This window comes from Phyllobacterium chamaecytisi, assembly GCF_020164455.1.
In the GTDB taxonomy this organism is placed as follows: Bacteria; Pseudomonadota; Alphaproteobacteria; order Rhizobiales; family Rhizobiaceae; genus Phyllobacterium; species Phyllobacterium chamaecytisi.
This window is the reverse complement of record NZ_JAIQWW010000001.1, coordinates 466,538-484,212: the sequence shown is the minus strand read 5'-3', so window position 1 is coordinate 484,212 and position 17,675 is coordinate 466,538. Positions and strand designations below refer to the sequence as shown.

General features: G+C 56.1%; 25 protein-coding genes. 14 read left to right on the top strand and 11 right to left on the bottom strand.

Features of this window, described 5'->3' with window-relative positions; genetic code table 11:
• Positions 1-2: 2 nt before the first annotated feature.
• The 3 genes from LB462_RS02420 to LB462_RS02410 are packed head-to-tail and all read right to left on the bottom strand — an operon-like array spanning position 3 to position 4,397.
• Complete coding sequence (locus LB462_RS02420; protein ID WP_224505793.1) at positions 3-671, bottom strand: hypothetical protein; 669 nt, start codon at positions 669-671, stop codon at positions 3-5.
• A gap of 10 nt (positions 672-681) precedes the next feature.
• On the bottom strand, positions 682-1,890 hold the full coding sequence (locus tag LB462_RS02415) for a phosphoadenosine phosphosulfate reductase domain-containing protein (RefSeq protein WP_224506034.1): 1,209 nt from the start codon (positions 1,888-1,890) through the stop codon (positions 682-684).
• 2 nt (positions 1,891-1,892) lie between these two features.
• On the bottom strand, positions 1,893-4,397 hold the full coding sequence (locus tag LB462_RS02410; RefSeq protein ID WP_224505792.1) for a DNA methyltransferase: 2,505 nt from the start codon (positions 4,395-4,397) through the stop codon (positions 1,893-1,895).
• A gap of 190 nt (positions 4,398-4,587) precedes the next feature.
• Here LB462_RS02410 and LB462_RS02405 point away from each other — a divergent pair, with 190 nt between their 5' ends.
• Positions 4,588-4,803 (top strand): hypothetical protein, encoded by a 216-nt coding sequence (locus tag LB462_RS02405; protein ID WP_224505791.1) that lies wholly within the window; start codon positions 4,588-4,590, stop codon positions 4,801-4,803.
• A gap of 281 nt (positions 4,804-5,084) precedes the next feature.
• Here LB462_RS02405 and LB462_RS02400 read toward each other — a convergent pair whose 3' ends face one another.
• Genes LB462_RS02400 through LB462_RS02365 form a run of 8 tightly spaced genes read right to left on the bottom strand, consistent with a single transcriptional unit; the run spans position 5,085 to position 11,009 of the window.
• The gene (locus LB462_RS02400; protein ID WP_224505790.1) at positions 5,085-6,974 is read right to left on the bottom strand and encodes a DNA cytosine methyltransferase; all 1,890 of its coding nucleotides are present in this window, start codon (positions 6,972-6,974) and stop codon (positions 5,085-5,087) included.
• Complete coding sequence (locus tag LB462_RS02395; RefSeq protein ID WP_224505789.1) at positions 6,971-7,546, bottom strand: GIY-YIG nuclease family protein; 576 nt, start codon at positions 7,544-7,546, stop codon at positions 6,971-6,973. Before LB462_RS02395 ends, LB462_RS02400 begins: the two co-directional genes overlap by 4 nt.
• On the bottom strand, positions 7,547-7,885 hold the full coding sequence (locus LB462_RS02390) for a hypothetical protein (protein WP_224505788.1): 339 nt from the start codon (positions 7,883-7,885) through the stop codon (positions 7,547-7,549).
• Positions 7,886-7,916: 31 nt separating this feature from the next.
• The gene (locus LB462_RS02385) at positions 7,917-8,423 is read right to left on the bottom strand and encodes a hypothetical protein (protein WP_224505787.1); all 507 of its coding nucleotides are present in this window, start codon (positions 8,421-8,423) and stop codon (positions 7,917-7,919) included.
• Entirely contained in the window at positions 8,420-8,956 is a 537-nt protein-coding gene (locus LB462_RS02380; RefSeq protein ID WP_224505786.1) for a hypothetical protein, read from the bottom strand. The genes LB462_RS02385 and LB462_RS02380 overlap by 4 nt, the downstream gene beginning before the upstream one ends.
• Positions 8,953-10,332, bottom strand: coding sequence for a hypothetical protein (locus LB462_RS02375; RefSeq protein WP_224505785.1), 1,380 nt, complete (start codon positions 10,330-10,332; stop codon positions 8,953-8,955). The genes LB462_RS02380 and LB462_RS02375 overlap by 4 nt, the downstream gene beginning before the upstream one ends.
• Positions 10,333-10,776 (bottom strand): GIY-YIG nuclease family protein, encoded by a 444-nt coding sequence (locus tag LB462_RS02370; RefSeq protein WP_224505784.1) that lies wholly within the window; start codon positions 10,774-10,776, stop codon positions 10,333-10,335.
• Positions 10,773-11,009 (bottom strand): hypothetical protein, encoded by a 237-nt coding sequence (locus tag LB462_RS02365; RefSeq protein ID WP_224505783.1) that lies wholly within the window; start codon positions 11,007-11,009, stop codon positions 10,773-10,775. Before LB462_RS02365 ends, LB462_RS02370 begins: the two co-directional genes overlap by 4 nt.
• Positions 11,010-11,069: 60 nt before the next feature.
• On the opposite strand from LB462_RS02365, the gene LB462_RS02360 reads away from it, so the two are divergent.
• The 13 genes from LB462_RS02360 (at position 11,070) to LB462_RS02300 (ending at position 17,666) form a co-directional block, all read left to right on the top strand.
• A complete protein-coding gene (locus LB462_RS02360) occupies positions 11,070-11,789 on the top strand; it encodes a LexA family protein (protein WP_224505782.1) in 720 nt (239 codons plus the stop codon).
• Positions 11,790-12,322: 533 nt separating this feature from the next.
• Positions 12,323-12,754 carry a hypothetical protein gene (locus LB462_RS02355; protein WP_224505781.1) on the top strand — a complete coding sequence of 144 codons (432 nt, stop codon included), beginning with the start codon at positions 12,323-12,325 and terminating at the stop codon, positions 12,752-12,754.
• Entirely contained in the window at positions 12,754-12,999 is a 246-nt protein-coding gene (locus tag LB462_RS02350; RefSeq protein WP_224505780.1) for a hypothetical protein, read from the top strand. The genes LB462_RS02355 and LB462_RS02350 overlap by 1 nt, the downstream gene beginning before the upstream one ends.
• A 106-nt stretch (positions 13,000-13,105) precedes the next feature.
• Entirely contained in the window at positions 13,106-13,549 is a 444-nt protein-coding gene (locus LB462_RS02345) for a hypothetical protein (protein ID WP_224505779.1), read from the top strand.
• Between the two features lie 4 nt (positions 13,550-13,553).
• Positions 13,554-13,904, top strand: a complete 351-nt coding sequence (locus tag LB462_RS02340; RefSeq protein ID WP_224505778.1) for a hypothetical protein — start codon at positions 13,554-13,556, stop codon at positions 13,902-13,904.
• Positions 13,901-14,143, top strand: a complete 243-nt coding sequence (locus LB462_RS02335; RefSeq protein ID WP_224505777.1) for a hypothetical protein — start codon at positions 13,901-13,903, stop codon at positions 14,141-14,143. Before LB462_RS02340 ends, LB462_RS02335 begins: the two co-directional genes overlap by 4 nt.
• The gene (locus LB462_RS02330) at positions 14,140-14,334 is read left to right on the top strand and encodes a hypothetical protein (RefSeq protein WP_224505776.1); all 195 of its coding nucleotides are present in this window, start codon (positions 14,140-14,142) and stop codon (positions 14,332-14,334) included. Before LB462_RS02335 ends, LB462_RS02330 begins: the two co-directional genes overlap by 4 nt.
• Positions 14,331-14,810: a 5' nucleotidase, NT5C type gene (locus tag LB462_RS02325; protein WP_370637032.1), complete on the top strand. Its 480-nt coding sequence runs from the start codon at positions 14,331-14,333 to the stop codon at positions 14,808-14,810. The genes LB462_RS02330 and LB462_RS02325 overlap by 4 nt, the downstream gene beginning before the upstream one ends.
• Complete coding sequence (locus tag LB462_RS02320) at positions 14,807-14,980, top strand: hypothetical protein (protein ID WP_224505774.1); 174 nt, start codon at positions 14,807-14,809, stop codon at positions 14,978-14,980. The genes LB462_RS02325 and LB462_RS02320 overlap by 4 nt, the downstream gene beginning before the upstream one ends.
• Positions 14,980-16,011 carry a hypothetical protein gene (locus tag LB462_RS02315; protein WP_224505773.1) on the top strand — a complete coding sequence of 344 codons (1,032 nt, stop codon included), beginning with the start codon at positions 14,980-14,982 and terminating at the stop codon, positions 16,009-16,011. The genes LB462_RS02320 and LB462_RS02315 overlap by 1 nt, the downstream gene beginning before the upstream one ends.
• Positions 16,008-16,337 carry a hypothetical protein gene (locus LB462_RS02310; protein WP_224505772.1) on the top strand — a complete coding sequence of 110 codons (330 nt, stop codon included), beginning with the start codon at positions 16,008-16,010 and terminating at the stop codon, positions 16,335-16,337. The genes LB462_RS02315 and LB462_RS02310 overlap by 4 nt, the downstream gene beginning before the upstream one ends.
• A 13-nt stretch (positions 16,338-16,350) precedes the next feature.
• Positions 16,351-16,629: a hypothetical protein gene (locus LB462_RS02305; protein ID WP_224505771.1), complete on the top strand. Its 279-nt coding sequence runs from the start codon at positions 16,351-16,353 to the stop codon at positions 16,627-16,629.
• Positions 16,626-17,666 carry a hypothetical protein gene (locus LB462_RS02300; protein WP_224505770.1) on the top strand — a complete coding sequence of 347 codons (1,041 nt, stop codon included), beginning with the start codon at positions 16,626-16,628 and terminating at the stop codon, positions 17,664-17,666. The genes LB462_RS02305 and LB462_RS02300 overlap by 4 nt, the downstream gene beginning before the upstream one ends.
• Positions 17,667-17,675: the final 9 nt, after the last annotated feature.

The following is a 17,675-nucleotide window of genomic DNA, read 5'->3' as shown; positions in this document are numbered from 1 at the left end:
TCTCACGCTGCCACCATCATCGGAGCATCAGCTTCAGTGAATGTTCTGGCTCGCAACGCCCTGCATACTGCTTTGCAGATTTCCTGCCCGGTCATGTGCCAGGTGATTTCCTTGATGCAGACCGGGATCGTGGCGCGGGTTGTGACGGCGATGCGATGGGCATGGCAGATGTTTACAAGCTCTTCCTGCCAAAGCATGGACAGCATAGACAATGCCCGCGGTTCAAACGGCCTGCCTTTTTTCCACTGATCGTTGCGGCGAAGCTTCCACCGGAAATCACCTAGGCCGGTATATTTCGGCGGCTCTGGGTATTCCCAAACATGGTCATCTCTCCATGCAAAACCGTCAGCATTTAACCGCTTCACGGGACAGGTATAGTGCTCTGTCTCTTCAAAGATGAAGTGCTTGGTATGGGCGCAAATAATGAACTCATGACTGCACGCCTCGAAGGCCTTGGATTGCTCGGGAAGCCGTTTGAGCGTGTCTTTCTGCGATTTGATCTCGAATAGAGTGAGATAGTCCGGTTCAATCACTGCAAGGTCTGCTCGGCAACTTCCCTGCCCGCTGGTGTTGAGTTCATGCACGATCCGGCCGGTCGGCATTGATGCCCGGCAATACGTCACGAGCGCATCGCGGATTTCCCATTCTGCAGATGATCGAGAGTGTTTCATAATCCACCCCTCACAGAAACAGCGGCTGAACGGAGCCGTCTGCAAAGATCGTGTCCATCGGAGTGTCAGCGGTCGGTTCGTCACCGTCCCAACCCTGTGGCCAAGTCTCAGCGGCGATCAGTTCACGGATCCGCTCTTCCTCTTCGGGATTGAGAATGTCGAGAAGCGGGCGGCCGAGCCGGATAGCTTCCGCGTTGCACTCCGCCTGGATAGATAGAACCGTCTCAAGGCCCATCAGTCGCGCTTCGAAGGTCAACGGTCCCATGCGTTGAGGATTGGCGGCAACGGACCCATTCTTCAGCCGCTCCAGGCCAGCCTTACGCAGTCGGTTCTCAGGCTCGCGCAGTTTCCGCCAAAGAGGCTTCAAGCGCTTCAGCGGGGCCAGATGTGACCATGCTGGCATCGCCACGATGGTATCAAGCGCCATGTCTTTCGAAGCCAGTGGACAGCCGGCGCAACCGGTTCGAGCATTCTTCTCTTCCGCCTCGTCGCCACCATAGGCGTCGGCAATGGCTGCAGTGAACCATCCGCCATATTCGATCATCGGAGCATAGATGCGCAACCAATCCCATATGTTGCAGACGCGCCAATGGAGCAGCGGCGCGAGAGTAGCAATACGACCACGGATGCCTTTGGCGTTCGGCAGAACTTCCTGATACCAGCCCTGCCCGCATTCGGCGCCGTCTTTGCCACACGACATGGTGATGCGCTTGTCGCGGATGGCGCTTTCGCCTTCGCGGACGCCGGTAATCATCAGAATTTTGCCGTCAAACTCATTGATGCGAGCCTCGAGCGCTGCGGCCATAGGATCGATCTTGATCTGACGCGTGCACCAACGGAGGGTGTTGTTGTTCGGAGGCGGAACGCCGCGGCCGAGAATATAGACCATGAACCGCTTATCCAGCGGTGCGCGAACGACCTCGCATCGGATGCCGCGCGCCGCTAGTTGTTCCATGATCCGCTCGGCCGCTATCGCCAGCGGTGGAAGCTCGAGCCTCGTGTCGGCATAGAACACGGTCAGGCTCTTCGGTGGCTTCAGTTTGCCTACGTCAATCAAGTGAATGATCAGCGTCAGGGTGGCAGAACTATCCTTGCCGCCTGACCAAGCAATGCCCCAATTTTCATGTTCGGGGCCATATGCTTGCATCGACTGCAAAGTCAGTTCGATAGCGTCGTCATAAACGAGGCGCTTCGACCCTTCGAACAGTGTCGGTTGCATCGTCACTCGGCTGCCTCCAAGTGCTTGGTCTCGAAGATATCGAACATGGTTGGTGTCGAAACTTCCCGCTCCATAGCCTCAAGGTATTTGATACCGTCGAGGAAATAGCCGGGATTGAGTTCGGAGGCGCGACCGCGGCGTTTCAGCTTCAGCGCACGATACGGCACGGTGAACAGGCCGCCGAATGGATCGAATACGAGATCGCCCTCATTCGAATACCGCTTGATCAGCCGGTCGACGATATCGAACTGGAGAGGGCATATATGATTTTCCAAACCCTTCTTGGTCTGGTCGCCATTGAGCGTCCGCATCCGGTTTACATCGTGCCAGGTGAAGTCGTCATGCGCTCCGGGTGCCAAACTCATGAAGGATGACGGAAGCGCGCCACGGAGCTCCAGTGCCTCGCCTATGCGGATATGGGTTTCATAGTCGTAGACGTTCTTGAGCGTCCATTCGGTGAAGGCCTTGGCAAGAAGATCGGGGCCCATGGACGCCAGCTCATCGGGTGTGAGCAGCCGGTCGCCAGATGAACGCCAGAACGCATGTGCATCGACCTGCCAGCGGGCCCTGGTGTAATCTTCCTTGTCTTTCGCTACGCGATCATCGGCATAGGCCTTCGACGTGTCTGAAGGCAGCTTGCGGAACAGCAGGACGTACTCAGGCGAGCCGACGCCCATCTTGGTACCGTCCTTGCAATTTTCCGTCCATCCCAGCCGGTAGGTTTGGTTGTTCTCCCGAACGACGTCGGTATTGATCGTGATCATCCCCATGTAGGCGAAGCCGTGTGACATGGTGTGAAACATCGTCTTGGCGTGGAACGGATTGACCGTCGGCATTCCCATGCCGGTGACGTTGCCGAACATGATCCGGTCTTTGGTGTGGCAGGCGTATATCCGGCCGGGCTTCAGGATGCGCAGGAGCTCCGGCGTAAGAAAGTCCATTTGCTCAAAGAAATGCGCATCGCTGTCGGTATGGCCGAAGTCGTTATAGCTCGGCGTATATTCATAGTGGTTTGAGAACGGGATTGACGTGACGATCATGTCGACGGAGTTGTCCGCCATGGACTGCGCTTCAGCGACGCAATCATTGTTCGCAACCAGCCAGCCATCGCCCTTCGCCTCGATCCGTTCGACACCGATGGAACGGGTCAGCACATCAGCGGCCGAAAGCTTGTCCAGACCATGGGCCCGGATGATTTCACTCATGTTCTCGACCATGCGATTATGCGCCTCCCACTTGCCCTGCAGAGTCCGCAGCACTTCGCGCTCGCTCTCGGCGTAGATGATGTGAATTTCGACCTGTTCGGTTTGCAGGAACCGGTAAATCCGGTGCAGCGCCTGAATGAAGTCGTTGAACTTGAAGCCGATGCCGAGGAAAATGGCCTTGTGGCAATGGCGCTGGAAGTTGCAGCCGGATCCTGCAATCACCGGCTTTGCGGCGAGATGCTGGAACTTGCCGTCGCTAAAATCGACTATCGACTGTTCGCGCTTGTCGAGATCCTGCGTTCCATAGATTGAGATTGATCCAGGTACCGCCTTCTCAATGGCGCGGCGTTCATCCTCGAGGTCATGCCAGATGATGAAATGATCTGCCGGCGCCGCGGCGAGAATGGATTGCATCGCTGCGATACGAGCCTCGAGCGTGTCGCGCTTCTCCTTCGAAGCTGACACAACACCAATGGCAGTATCCTTGAACAAGGCTGACTGACCGTCGCGATCGATACCGCCGTCAGCGATATCGGACTGCACTTCGTGATAGATGACCTTGAACGGCGGGAGGCTGTAGCCTTCATCGGAATATCCGAGATCGGAAGGTCGTTGCAGGAAGATCGCCCAGGAATTAAGCCAGAGCCAGAATTCCTTTTCCTTGTGCGGATAGAGCGTGAGATTGTTCGCCTGCGTGCTGTCCCGCTGAAAGAACCGGGTCAGCGCCTGACCAGTGTCCATGATGCCAAGGAAGCCAGCATAATGGATCAGTTCCTTGTAGCGGTTCGGGCTTGGTGTTGCCGTCGCAACAAAGCGGTACCGGACGCCATCGAACAGCGTGAGGAAGGTCTGATAGGTTTTTGAGCCGTAGGAGCGAAGCACCGATGCTTCATCGAGAGTGACGGCAATGAAGTCGTTCGGATCGATCTTGCCGTCTCTGACCGTTTCATAGTTGGTCATGTAGAGCCCGGTTTCGCCCGCTTCCGCAATGCTGCGAATGAACTTTATCTCGACACCAAGCATCCGGCCGTCGCGGCGGAACTCTTGCCGTACGCCGAGCGGGAGAACAATCAATCCCCTGCCCTTGGCCTTCTTCGAGACGATGCGCAGCACTTCAATCTGGATTACAGACTTGCCTAGGCCGAACGCAGCGAAGATCGCGCGCTTGCCGCCACGAACCGCCCATTTGACGATGGCCGCCTGATGCGACTTGAGGATCGGATTGACTTCATCATCCGATATCTCGAATCCGGAAACAGGAGCGAGCCGAACCTTGTTCTTGAGGAAATCGACGTAGCTCATACCGGCACCTCACCCATGGACATGAAGCCGAGGACAACGATCCCGATGAGCAGGGAGACGAGAAACAGGGTGACGTACACTTCCCATGGCTTCAGATCGTCGTTCATGCCGCAATTTCCCCGGAAAATAGTCGTTGACACATAGGACCATTGGCCCTATATTGATGGTAACGAAACAAGGAAATTGCGAAATGAACTACCGGCCTCTCACCCCCACAAAAATCACGCTTGAGCTCTTGAACGGGTACATTCAGCTTAGAATTGATGCACCTCAGACCGAAAACGGTTACACCGTCATGGAGTCTGTTCCGTTCAAGACGGGTGACGCACTTCCGTCTATGCGTAAGCAAGCCAGCAAGTACGCGAAACAGTTCAACATCCCTTTTGTTGATACCATTACGCAATGACGCCATCTGAGTTGGAAATTCGTGCGATGGGACTATACGGCCACGATTGGCAATCTCCGTTGGCGCGCCGAGTACGGGTTGATGCCCGGACAATGCGCCGATGGAAGTCGGGAGATCGTGCGATACCCGAGTGGCTTGACGCCATGATGCAGCTTTTGGAGAAATATCCTGCCGAAAAATGATCATGCCGCACCGCCGAACAGATCGAGTTGAGCGGGCGACGAGTGCCAGGCACACGCCGATAGCGGTATGCAAAGGGCTGACCGTGTCAGGATTGTCGCTCATTCGGCAGCCTCGCGATATTCAATGAGGTCAGAACAGTTCGCACCAACAAGCGCAGCGGCCATGGGCGGGGAAACGGAATTGCCGCAACAGCCAATCTGATCACTCTTCGAAAGCGGCTTGCCATTGTAGATTGGGTCAATGATGTAGTTTGGTGGAAAGCCTTGCGCGCCGAACAACTCGCGCGGCGTGAGCATGCGCATTCCTATATCGACGATCGTGTAAAGGTCGCCGCCGATCGTGACAGTGACGACCTCGCGCTCATCCCAGAAACCATGCTCGCGCATAAAGTCGGCTACAGCGTGCGCCCGGGTGATCTGGTCATCGGTCAGCGGTGGCGGTGCGACCTCACCCTCGACGAAGGCAAAGCGATCTTTCATCGTAACGGTGTGTGCCGGTTCGTCGACTCGAGCACCGTCGCCAGTGCCGTAGTATTTCGTCATGAACGGGGTCACGAGCGCCGAATGCCGTCCGCCGGCAAGCACTGTTGGATGAGGTTCGTCCATGTCGCTATCTCGCCGATCTGATCCCTTGAGGCTCATGAGCGATGCTGCGATGACGCCTTGCTGCGATCCGGTCTGTGTGACGGTCGACAACGGCTCATGCATTGCGCGGCCGGGATTAACCCCGCCGTCGCGACGGCTGTCATTGTTGTGCTGCGCCACGAAGGCGGACACGAGGGCAGACTTGCCCCTTGTTGCTATCGTATGTGCTGGCCCTTCAACGGTCTGCGCATCCGATTTGCCATACAACTTTGAAAGATGGGGAACGATTATCGCGTTCTGGTCTTTCTTGCTGGCGGTGATGGTGTGGTGGGGATCTTCGACGGAGCGATTAGACCCGCCGTGTTGTCCGGCTGTGAGAACCGGCGCGATGACAGCGTGGCTTATGCCGCCGCTTGTAACCGTTGCCATAGGATCAGTCAGCGGATACTCGCGGCGACCGCCGCTATATCCGTGCGCCACTGAAATTAACGAAGGCGCGATAACGGACTTTTCACCGCGATGGGCTCCGGTGATCGTATTGAAAGGCTCGTCGACGGATTCGAGCCGTGCGCCGTGGGTGAGGTTGACCAGAAAGGGACGGGCAGCGTCCAGCACGTATCGCTTTAAGCCGCGTGCGGTTCTCGACATCGTCGCTGGCGCAAGCGGGCGGACAGCGCGCAATCCATGCTTTGTCATGATCTGTTCCGAGGTATCGAAGATGGACGGGCAGGGAATCGACCAATCGATAATCTCGGCAGCTGTGCGCCAAGGCAACTTCTTGCCGGAAATGACTTCGGGATCAGTCGGCTTTCCATGAGTAGGATTAGGCCAGACGATCTTTTTGCCGTCGCGACGGGCGATGAGGAAGAACCGCTTTCGGATCGTTGGAGCGCCGAAGTCGCAGGCCCGCAACTCCCGCCATTCGATCTTATAGCCGAGGCTGCGCAGCGCCTTGCACCATTGCTCGAAGGTATGGCCCTTTGCGTCAGGATCCGGCATCAGACCACGATCTGTTTCGATCAGCGGTCCCCATTCGCGGAACTCTTCGACATTCTCGAGGAAGATGACATCCGGCTTGGCACGGCGTCCCCAAAGGACAACGATCCACGCCAGGTCGCGAATGTTGCGCTCGACTGGCTTGCCGCCCTTGGCCTTCGAGAAGTGCTTGCAGTCCGGCGAAAACCAAGCCAGACCGACATGCTTGCCAGCCACATAATCGAGCGGGTCGACCTTGTAGATGTTCTCTGAGAGATGCATCGTTTGCGGATGGTTCGCCTCGTGCATGGCGAGCGCAGCCGGGTTATGGTTGATGGCGATGTCCGGCGAACGGCCAAGCGCCATTTCAATACCGGTGGAAGCACCGCCGCCCCCTGCAAAAGAATCGATGATCAATGGGCGGTTCATGCCGCCACCTCGGCGTCTTGAGCCTGAGGTTCATTGGAATCGACTATCATCTTCGCCAGTTGATAAGGCGTGAGGCTTGACGCTGCGGCTAGATCGACAACCTCGCTGAAATTGATGTTCCGAGTTTCGCCATTCCAAATGGATCGCACTCGGCGACGGCTCCATTCGGGGTTGAGAGCGGCGAGCTTGTGATAAACGGCTTCTAGGTTCTTGGAGACAGACCAGAGACCAGCTTCGAACAGGTTGTTGATTAGTGCCTTCGCCAGATTGGCCTCAACACACCGAACTATGAGTTTGGGCTGACCACCGAAGAACCTGCGCTCGCCAACGTTGTGCGCGAGCTTGGAAATCGTTGCTTCCATCAAGGGGGAATTGGCAAACCACTCGCCCTCGACCTTAGAATCCGAGAACATCGCATGGAAGGCGGCTTCTACGTCTTTCCCGCCATCGCATTGAGCAACCAACTCAATGCCGTCGATAAATGAGGCTGCCAGAGCCGCAAGGCGGCGCTGCACATCTTCCGCGTGGCCAATCTTCACCAGATTGTTTGCCTTGGCGAAATAGACTGTCATTTATGATCCTCCCTGCGTTCCGGTTTCGGCGCTTTTCGCTGTTTTCTTCGCTTCACGAACCTTCGCCAAAAGCTGCGAAGCCTCGCGCTCAAAATCCTCCATATGAGCATCTGGGTGGACCGACCTTTCGAGTTCTAATTCGTGCTGAAGATTTGAAATTTGCTGCTCGCAGAAATGGAGGTATGCCGATCGAATGCGCTGAAATGTGCCGTCATCGACCGTCTTTGCGCGGTGTTTCCTCAGATGATTAAGCGTCCACTTGGAGAGCCGGTACCGGCGCCCCAAACGTTCCATGGCCGGGTACACATCGCCCCAACCACGGCTCTCGACATCAACCATGCGGTTGACGTAGCTACTGGCTATTTCGGCCCTACTCACGACTTCCGGCTCCGATTTCAATTTGACAACGTGATGCTCGTTTTTTGACAACGTCATGCTTGAATTCCTTGGCTAAATTGATCTCATGACGGATCAACCGAGCCAGAAAAACGAACTGAAACAGACTGACGAAGAAGCCAGCAGCAACCAACACGATGGGGATCACGAGGTTGATGACTGGAATTCGATAGGACTTCTCGCCGAGCGCATCCTGTCCCGCGCAAAGGCGAGTAAAGAGGCCACAGAGGATGTCGCACCCTCTGTGGCCGTCACCGCTCAAAGCCGGGAGGACGTGGCGAGCGGCATGGTTATCAAGCTGGACGTCCGCGCTCGCATCCGAAACAGCGGATGCAGCCTGGCGGGACACGACAACGAGAATTTCAGGACAGAAAAGCAGATCAAGTGAGGCAAAAGCCACGACGTTCCGAAGGGAAACTGCGTCCTGAATAACTTGGCAGCACCTACGGGCGGCTGCCAGTTTTTTTACCGCGACGGTCATGCGACCTCGCTTTCAACTGCAATCAGGTCCTCGATCCCGAGATCGAGCATGCGTTTCGCACAGAGGTTTGGACAATGATCTTGATTGAGGTAAGCGAATACACCCCAAGCCGCGAAGGCTCGGTCATCATATGCGAGCGCAGCTTCTTCCGGCGATGCAAAACGGCCAATGAGTTTGGCGTTGATCTGCGCTTTCCAAAGTCGACGCTCCTTGTCAAAGGAAACACCTTTAAAGCCGGAGGCATTCGTCTTGTGAGGTCCGCTGTTTGCAATGTTCTGCGGCCGGGTTGCTTCGCGCAGATTGTATCGGCGATTGTTCAGTCCATTCTTGTCGGCATGGTCGACGAGCCGCTCATCCGTTATGCCCAGGATTACCCGGTGCATGTAGATAGTTTGGCTACCCTCCCGTCTCGAAGCATAAATGAGACCGGACCTATAGCTTGCCTGCCAGATGTACCCTTCAACCAAGTGAAAATCATCAGCGTCAACAACCGCATGGAAGCCGCGTGTGAGCGGGATGCGAACCGTACTCATGCTGCCACCTCTTGCGCCGCTTTGGTGCAGGCATGGCACTGATGCGAGCCGTAACCGGCGCAAGCGCTCGGATGCTGGCAATCAGGCCGGAGGTTGACCGGCTTTTGCAGGAATGCTGGTGGTGTGAATTGGTCGACGGCTTGCTCTTCTTTCGAACCCGTATGATTAACACCGCTTTCGCGGTCCTGACCGACGATGGATGGGAGTCCATCGTATTTTGCGCTCGCGGGAGAAGAGCAGTGTATGCCCGGCTGGCCGTCGTCAGCCGCTGGGGTGTGCGGGTCAGGGGTAGTCTCAGAATTGGTTGCGGAGCTTTCATCCGCGCCAGCATGGCTCACGCTACCGTCTTCCGTTTCCGGGATTGCCTTACGGGCGTTTTCCGCTGGCACGGCATTGGCGGGCAAGCCACCACTAAGCACGTCGCGGTCCATCTCGTTTGCCGTTTCCGGCGAATTGGTTGTGGCACTCTCGCCACCCGTCACGCCCGGATTGATAGCCTGTCCCGCTATCCCCTCGACGTTCGGTTGAGCATCTACAGATGCTGGTCGCGCCGCATTGGACTTATCGCTAGGGCTTTCGCCGGTAGCCGTGCCGCCGCCGTCCTGCGCTGGGACTTGGTGTGCCGTTTCCGGCGAATTTGTTGCGCCGACTTCCACGGCGCTGCTGGCGCGCAATGCGCTGCGATCTACATCGTCGCCTCCTGCGTTGGCAGGGTCCGCTTCCACGTCACTGCTTTGGGCTTCCTGTCCCTCGCCTACATCGCCGAGGATTTCGCCGGTGTCCGGGTCTATGCGCTCTTCACGTGCGATCATGATATCGACGGCTGTGATCAGCGCGGCGCGACCCGCTTCGGTCTGCAAGCCGGTTACGATGGTATGGGCAAGCTTGGGATCGATTTGTCCGTCGAGGGGTCCATTGCCATATTTACGAGCAACGGCATTGGACAGCGCGATGTTCTCAGCGTGTGCCTCTTCCGAAATCAAGCCATCGGCAACCATTTCCGCAGAGAGCGCTATATTATCGTCCATGCTCTCGGACATGCGCTGCTTACGCCGAGCTTCCCGATCAACCGGAAATTCTCGTGTGTTTTCTACGTGTGTGCGCGGCGCACGGGAACGCTGATTGATCTCGTCGAAGATTTCATCGATGAGGGCGTCCTTTTCCTCGACTTCGATTTCGTTCTTCTGGACGGCGCGACGGCGGCGGATAGCTGCCTTGACGGCGACGATCTCTTTGCGAACGTTCTCTTTCAGCACACCAGCTGCGAAGAGTTGATCGCGGTAAGCGTCGAAGCAATCCTTCTTGCTGTCATTGAGATCAGCGATGGACTGGTCGTATGTGTCGATCTCATCAGCGAGGCTTTTACGCGTGATCATCTATGCGGCCTCCATCTTTATCGCGGGGCCGTTCCGTCGAAGTTCATCGACCTTGGCAAGCGTCAGGTCATTGAGGGCGAACCACTCTCCGACAACGCGCCAGTCGTGAAAGACAGCGTGGTACCAACCCTCCAGAGGGAACATTCCAGGGAAATCGAAAAGAAGCTCAGCTTCCTCTCCCTTGATCTTCGAAAGATCGCGCAGCCGCTTTTCGACATTCTTGGAAATGCCAATCTTGATCAGTCCGGACTTTGGGAAGGCTGCGAAATAGACGCGCCATCCTTGGCGCCTTTGCCATTCCTGCCGAACCATCAGACCGACATAATTTTTTTGATCGCCGGAAAGGCCTGCGTAGGCAGCCTTCACTTCTTGCCGCGTCGCGCCCTCTTCCTTGAGGCGAAGGATACGATCGATAAATGCTTTGACTTCCGCCTCGGCACTCATGCTGCTTCACCAGCGGAAACGCGTTCCTGCTCATCGATCCAGTCAATGACCTTCTGGTATGTGACGATGGTGAAGTTCCCACCGTTCCTCACATGGTCCAGAAACTTGCTATCGCTGACAGCTTGCTGGGAAACAAACGAAAGCTTACGGTCTATCGTGTCGGCGTACGCCTGGGCGCGTTGCAACAGGTATGACCGGATGTCTTCTTTGGTGATTTCAGTGCTCGTGCTCATGCCCGGCACTATCGGGAAATTTCCCAAATGTGTCAACCACAAACTTCGGGATCATTCCCGATGGACGTGATTTTTCCCAAAAGTATGATAGATGCCATGGATTCGTCATTGCAAAAAAGAGTGCGGCAACGCATGGACCACCTTGGCCTCAACGCTCTACAAGCTGCTAAAGCTGCCGGGTTGGGCGCCAGTTTCGTTCGTGATATACTCAGAGGGAAAACTAAAAGTCCGAGCGCTGAAAATCTCGCAAAGCTAGCTGAAGCATTAAAGACCTCAACCGAATTTCTGTTGGGGGCGAACGATGATAATGTTGAGACTGTCGAGATCCCGGTTGTAGGACTTCCCGTCATATCCGAAATTAACGCTGGTACCTGGTTGGAAGTAACTGTGTTTGAAGGTGAACAAGAACCGCATCATATCCCCGTCGCGAGAGACCCGAGATTTCCGAGAGCTAGACAATATGCATTACTAGTCCGCGGGGACTCTATGGATCTCGAATACCCAGACGGAACCTACGTTACGTGCGTTGATTACTGGGATGCTGGCGTTGAAATAGCGAGTGGCATGCGTGTCCACGTCGAGCGTCGTATGGGCGGGGGTCAGTTCGTTGAGATCACCGTAAAGGCTATCGAGCGCACCGGAGAGCAATTCTTTCTGGTACCGAAGAGCTCCAACGACAAATGGCAGCCTATCCCGATCGACGGAGACGAGACCACTGAAGTCATCATCAAGGGTGTGGTAACAGGCGGCTATCGCCCTACCCCAATCCCTGGAAAGTGAACTTAGAGCTCGACTAATACATTTGATCTAAGATCGGCAAAGCCCTAAACCAACGGGTTTGGATACGTAGCTAGAACGTATCCAATTTTCCCGGCAGTCGGATGCTGTATTCATTTCCCGCGTGTTTACTTCGCTTCACCCTCATTAACCCAAGGCGCTCCAGCCGTAGGGTAGCGTCAGTCACAGTCTTGGTGCTGACATGCAAAGTTCGGGCTAATTTCTCCACCGTCCATTGTGTAGTGGGGTTTTTACTTGTCATACGCAGTGCTATGAAGATTCCGATGCGTGCCGTGGCATGGCTCAACATATGGTGCTGATTAACATAATCAATCCATAGGTCACGCGACCGCAGAAAAGCGCTTCGCCGTCCATTACCATTGACACCATCACCCTCATCCATTCCTTAATTGTACGGGATTGTTCCCGAAGTCACAATATCAATTTCGGGTTTTTTCCCAAATCCGTGTTGACTTCGGGAAATTTCCCGCTAATGTGATCGACATAGAGCCAATCAACGGCTTGGAGATCACACGATGAACATCATCAACCACGAGTTCAGGACGCCAGACGAAGTTGCAGCCGAAACCGGCTTCATCATCGAGAGCATCGGTGACGCGCTGCGCAACTATCCTGACACCAATTCAAAGCGGTACGCATGCAAAGCAGCCGCTGAAGGCAAGCCTTCGTTTTGGGTACGGACGAGCTACAGCAACACCGCATCGGCCCTCTTCACAGACCATGCCAACCTGACCGGCGATCTGGAAACGGCAGTCGCTCTGGCAAAGCTGCCGCGCGATTGCTGGACCGTCTATCAGCAGCTCGAAGCGCTGATCCCTCTCAACCGTAAAGCCGCTGAACAGATGGTCGAGCAGTACGCTCTGCTTGGTCACATGCGCGACGTAGGCGAGCTTCTGGCTCGTGAGACGCACATCATCTGCAATGGCTTCAAGTCGAGGGCAATCTGATGAGCGCTAAGACACCGTACAACCACGGCGGCAGGTTTATGCACGCTGGCACATGCGCCGAAGAGGCCTTCGAGGTTTCGTGCAAGAAGTTCGATGAGATGAAGGCTGCCTATCGCGGCTTCGACCTCAGCAAGCCCGGTGATGCTAACAGGTTCAACGATTACGTTCGCGAGCTCAAGGGCTTCGTCGGCAATCTCGAAACATTCCTTGAGCATTCAGGTTCTGCGACTGGCGGTGCAGCATGAGCTTCCTCGTAGCCGTTGTCGCCCTGCTTGGCTTCACCACTGTCGTTCTCGGCAGCATTGGAAGCGCGCTCAAGACACGTGAAGCAGCGCTCGGGCAGGTGGATCAATGAGCCAGCGCGCATACACGATCGAGAGCGATCTATTGCCGATCGTCGAAGGCAAGGTTCCCCTCCCCAATACCGAGGAAGCCGAACCTCTCATGTTCCTGAACAACCTCGCCTCTGGCGGACACAGCATGACCCCGAAATGGGGATGGGCTCTCCGTAATGAGGGCCGGGATGCTGGACGTAAGCAATGGACGCAGTTCTTCCTGAGCCCCGTTTCTATGGGCGGTCAGGGAACCTTCGACGGCACCGGGTACGCGGTCATTTATGGCGGCAGCCGGTACGACCAGGATGCCAAGAAGAGCATTCCGACACCAATCGTTCTTCGGTTTGCGATCTGCAAACACGAAAAGGTTGACGCTCCCGGCGCGAACCACGGTCGCGGCTGGCATCCCGGTTCCTGCAAACATTGCGGTCTCAACATGACCGTCGACAGCGGAGATTGATCCCATGACCAAATTTAGAAAAGGCGATGTCGTGCTTGTCCAAGCAGTGGTCGCAAGTGATTACCACGGTGCGGATGCCGTCAAAATAGACATCCCCAGATTTGGCGAAACCTATGCGCCACTGGGCAATGTGAAAATGCTCCATCCTCGCATCGAGGTTGGTGACACGGTGTGGGCTGATAGTGGCACCGGTACAGCCACGGTGCTTGCCATAGAAGACGATCATGCGTGGGTGTCGTTTGGCGACGGGAATTACGCGACGTGGTGGATCAGCAAGGTTGTCCGCGTTGATCCGGATCCGGTCAAAGTCGAAGAACTGCCGGTCGATCCCGAAGAACTGGCGGTGGCATCATGAACCGCGCCCTTCTCACCGGAGTGACGCTCGGCGTCATCCTCTCATCCATGTTCCTGTCCGGCTGTGCAAACGGCTTCGTATACGAAACCGCCTCCCTGATGGATGCGAACGATAAGTGTATGGAACAGCACGTCTGGTCGACTACCGGCCAAGGATACGGCGTTCAAATCGAAAATTGCATGACGGTCGGCTGGTACGCCGAGCGCCGTGTTCTGGACGCGAAGGCAGGTGCGAAATGAGCACCGCTGAAAAGAATCTTTCGATCGCCCTCGCCATCCTGGCCATCCGTCACCAGCCATCACGGGTCGAAGGCAAGCGTGACTGGTTCGCCAAGAACGGCGACTACATCGGCACATACGATGCTTATGAAGGCTGGATGATGGTCCGCAGGATCACTCTCCGCATCATGGCTGACGAGGTTGCGGCATGAGACGCCTTTATCTCGATCTTGACGGCGTCATGGCTGATTTCGACAAGCACTTCCCGGCGACCTTCAATTTGGATCATCGCAGTCTCGCTGATGATGACATGTGGTCGACCATCAACGCGCATCCCTCGTACTTCTTGGATATGCCGCTCTGCGAAGGTGCTTATGACTTCTTCCGCCAAGTGTTTTGGATGCGGCCGATCATTCTCACTGCATGTCCAAAGTCGAACTATCAGCATGTCGCCAAACAGAAGCGTGCATGGGTACGAAGGCACCTGTCAGGTGATGTTTTGGTCCTGCCAGTCATGGGCGGAACGAACAAGCCGCTGTTCATGCACGCGCCTGGCGACATCCTCATCGATGACTTCGAACGCAACACCAAGGCATGGGTCAAGGAAGGCGGCACAGCCATCCTCCACCACGACTTTGAACAGACACATAGCGATCTCCGGCACGTATTAGACGGTGACCCATCGTGACCGCCGCTCAGATCTGCATCGCCTCCGATCTCGCCATCATCGAGCGGCTTTCCCGCGAAGATGCGCTCGGACACATCGAAAAACGACTGCTTAACGAGCCGGATGACCGCGTTCGCGCTGCACTCAAGCATGTCTACCACACAGTTTTTGAACGGAAGGAAGTAGCGTAATGACTGATCCCTACGCATGGTATTTCAAAGCATTGGAACTCGTTGGTGATTGCGGCGAGCTTTCCCGCGAGCATATGAAAACTCTCGGCGTTTCGGAGGCTGATCCCAAGTCCGGTTTCTTCCGCCGCCGCTCCTCCAAGGATGGACCGTGGCAGACAGTCGCCATCTGGATCGATCCGAAGGGCAAACTCATTTGCCTCGTTGATGGCAAGCTCACGGAAGCAGATACCGTCTGGACGTATGCTTGCCGCAATCCGATCTCGGAAGAGACCTACCAGGCAGTGCGCACCGGCAAACCATGGCCGCGCGAACCGGAGCCAACGCAGGTTCTGACTAATGTGCCTTCCGATCCGTTCGAGGCGTTGAAAGCAGAGTTCGAGAGCGACAAGGAAATCGCGGAGAACTTTCTCAAGACCCCTATCACCACGCGGGAGCAAGCTGACAAGGCCGCCGTCTGGGCAAAGCGCCTTACTGCCATCGGCACCAAAGCGACTAGCCTGCACAAGGTCGACAAGCAGCCGAGCCTCGACGAAGGCCGTCGTGTCGATGAGAAGTGGCGGGATCTGAAGGAGGAGCCGAAACTCCTGTCCACAAGGATCAAGCGCGCCTCGGACGCCTATCTTAACGAGCAGGATCGCCTGGAACAGGAACGCCAACGCAAGGCACGCGAGGAAGCCGACAGGGCCAGGCGCGACGCTGATGAGGCTGCGCGCGCTGCGCAAAACATCTCTTCCAACCCGAATGATCCGGTCGACGAGGCTGCAAAGGCTGATGCCGAACGTCTGGCCAAGCTTGCCGCCGAGGCGGACAAGGAAGCGCAGGCTCGCAACGTCACGGCCGGTCGTACCGGTTCCAAATTGGCGCTGCGCACGTTCGTTTCCGCTCGTATCGCCGATTACGACAAGGCGCTGATTGCCTTGAAGGATCACCCTGAAATGAAGGCCCTTGTCGAGCAGCTTGCCAACCGCGCCATCCGCGCAGGTCATGAACTCGACGGTGTCGAGCGCTTCGAAGAAAAGAGGGCGGCATGAGCGACGCCCTCGCACATCGCACGATCGTCGCCGTCAAATTCGGCTTTAGCCCGAACTTGTACGACTTCTTCTCCGACATTCCCGTTGAGGTCGGACAGAAGGTTTACGTCGCAACCAGCCGTGGCGAAACCAAAGCCACCATCGTTGAGATCAAGACCGAATCCGACCGCGCCGAACGGTTCGTCCTTCGCTTTGTCTCAGAGGACGTGCGCACCGACGATCAGCGAGCGACAAAACATCCCAACGGCTTTCCAGTCTTCTCACGCGACGGGACAATGCTCGACGAGCATGGCAACCGCTCAATCTTCGACGACGTCGATCAGTAGGAGTTTCACCGAAATGAATGCCGAAAAAACCGACGATCAGATCGCAAAGGAAAAGGCCGCTGTTGCTGCCATGAAGAGCGCAGCGGCGAATATGCAGAGTGCAATTTCGCGCATCAATACCTTGGAGCAGTCGCTGAAAAGTGTCGATTGGCACCTTCAGCAACTGCGCGGCACCCTCGGTGAGGGCCTGTACGCTCACATCTATCCCATCAAGGGAAACGAAAAATCCGTCATCAGTCTTCGGAAATTCATCGACGACTTGAAGGCGTCAATCGCAGAGGTCATGCCATGAACGCCGTTACACAAATGCCAGACAGCAGACCGCCAGCATTGATGGTTGGCGGATCCGTGAACGCGATCGTTCCTCAGTCAATTGAGGAAATCTGGCGCGTGTCGACAATGGTCGTATCGGCCGGTTTGGCACCGAAGGCTCTCGTCGGCAAAAAGACGGGCAATGATGCGGTCAGCGCTGTTGCTATCGCCATCATGGCCGGCGCCGAGCTTGGCTTGCCTCCCATGGTTGCTTTGCGCAGCTTCACCGTCATCGGCGGGAAACCTGCGCTTTATGGCGATGGCATCATCAATGTCGCGCGACGCTCGAAGAAAGCTGCTTATATCCGCACCGGATATGACGAAGCGAGAGGCGTCGGCTGGTGTGAGGCCAAGCGTGCCGATACCGGCGAACAGAAGCGGGTAGAGTTCTCGATCGCCGACGCAAAGCGCGCTGGCCTTTGGGATGAGCGCCCCTTCGTCAAAAAGCAGGACTGGAACACGAAGCAGTGGAGTGATGTGCCGAACGAGGCGCCATGGTTTCGCTATCCGCAGCGCATGCAGCAATGGCGCGCCGCTGGCTACTGCTTGCGAGAGCTCTTTGCCGACGTCCTCGGCGGTATCACAGACGAATATGAAGCCCGCGAGATCGCTGGCGAGATTTTCGAGCCGGAACAGGCCGCGACGTCGTTAATCCCGCCCTCGCCGACGAAGCCGAGCGGTATCGATCCTATCCCTGACAACGGCTTCGACAATGATCACGGCGATGATGAAGGCGAAACCGAGATCGAAGAAGCTCAAATCGCAACCGATGATGATCAGCAGACGATGGACCTCACACCACCGTCACCATCGAAACAACAGCCTGCCAAGCAGGATTTCACCAATCCGGACGATGTTCTGAAGGATGCTGAGACCCGCTTTGCGTGCGTCCGGGACGAAGGCGATTGGGAAGAGCTTCGTTGCGAGTTTGCTCACCTGCAGGAGACGTTCTTCCCGCCCGATTGGGAAAGCCTCGTTGACATCATGCAACGCGCCTACGAGCGCGTGACGGCTTAGCAACCAGAC

Coding starts and splice junctions, on each gene's coding strand:
- LB462_RS02420 (WP_224505793.1), bottom strand. CDS start 671: ATGAAACACTCTCGATCATCTGCAGAATGGGAAATCCGCGATGCGCTC.
- LB462_RS02415 (WP_224506034.1), bottom strand. CDS start 1,890: ATGCAACCGACACTGTTCGAAGGGTCGAAGCGCCTCGTTTATGACGAC.
- LB462_RS02410 (WP_224505792.1), bottom strand. CDS start 4,397: ATGAGCTACGTCGATTTCCTCAAGAACAAGGTTCGGCTCGCTCCTGTT.
- LB462_RS02405 (WP_224505791.1), top strand. CDS start 4,588: ATGAACTACCGGCCTCTCACCCCCACAAAAATCACGCTTGAGCTCTTG.
- LB462_RS02400 (WP_224505790.1), bottom strand. CDS start 6,974: ATGAACCGCCCATTGATCATCGATTCTTTTGCAGGGGGCGGCGGTGCT.
- LB462_RS02395 (WP_224505789.1), bottom strand. CDS start 7,546: ATGACAGTCTATTTCGCCAAGGCAAACAATCTGGTGAAGATTGGCCAC.
- LB462_RS02390 (WP_224505788.1), bottom strand. CDS start 7,885: ATGGTTGATGTCGAGAGCCGTGGTTGGGGCGATGTGTACCCGGCCATG.
- LB462_RS02385 (WP_224505787.1), bottom strand. CDS start 8,423: ATGACCGTCGCGGTAAAAAAACTGGCAGCCGCCCGTAGGTGCTGCCAA.
- LB462_RS02380 (WP_224505786.1), bottom strand. CDS start 8,956: ATGAGTACGGTTCGCATCCCGCTCACACGCGGCTTCCATGCGGTTGTT.
- LB462_RS02375 (WP_224505785.1), bottom strand. CDS start 10,332: ATGATCACGCGTAAAAGCCTCGCTGATGAGATCGACACATACGACCAG.
- LB462_RS02370 (WP_224505784.1), bottom strand. CDS start 10,776: ATGAGTGCCGAGGCGGAAGTCAAAGCATTTATCGATCGTATCCTTCGC.
- LB462_RS02365 (WP_224505783.1), bottom strand. CDS start 11,009: ATGAGCACGAGCACTGAAATCACCAAAGAAGACATCCGGTCATACCTG.
- LB462_RS02360 (WP_224505782.1), top strand. CDS start 11,070: ATGGACGTGATTTTTCCCAAAAGTATGATAGATGCCATGGATTCGTCA.
- LB462_RS02355 (WP_224505781.1), top strand. CDS start 12,323: ATGAACATCATCAACCACGAGTTCAGGACGCCAGACGAAGTTGCAGCC.
- LB462_RS02350 (WP_224505780.1), top strand. CDS start 12,754: ATGAGCGCTAAGACACCGTACAACCACGGCGGCAGGTTTATGCACGCT.
- LB462_RS02345 (WP_224505779.1), top strand. CDS start 13,106: ATGAGCCAGCGCGCATACACGATCGAGAGCGATCTATTGCCGATCGTC.
- LB462_RS02340 (WP_224505778.1), top strand. CDS start 13,554: ATGACCAAATTTAGAAAAGGCGATGTCGTGCTTGTCCAAGCAGTGGTC.
- LB462_RS02335 (WP_224505777.1), top strand. CDS start 13,901: ATGAACCGCGCCCTTCTCACCGGAGTGACGCTCGGCGTCATCCTCTCA.
- LB462_RS02330 (WP_224505776.1), top strand. CDS start 14,140: ATGAGCACCGCTGAAAAGAATCTTTCGATCGCCCTCGCCATCCTGGCC.
- LB462_RS02325 (WP_370637032.1), top strand. CDS start 14,331: ATGAGACGCCTTTATCTCGATCTTGACGGCGTCATGGCTGATTTCGAC.
- LB462_RS02315 (WP_224505773.1), top strand. CDS start 14,980: ATGACTGATCCCTACGCATGGTATTTCAAAGCATTGGAACTCGTTGGT.
- LB462_RS02310 (WP_224505772.1), top strand. CDS start 16,008: ATGAGCGACGCCCTCGCACATCGCACGATCGTCGCCGTCAAATTCGGC.
- LB462_RS02305 (WP_224505771.1), top strand. CDS start 16,351: ATGAATGCCGAAAAAACCGACGATCAGATCGCAAAGGAAAAGGCCGCT.
- LB462_RS02300 (WP_224505770.1), top strand. CDS start 16,626: ATGAACGCCGTTACACAAATGCCAGACAGCAGACCGCCAGCATTGATG.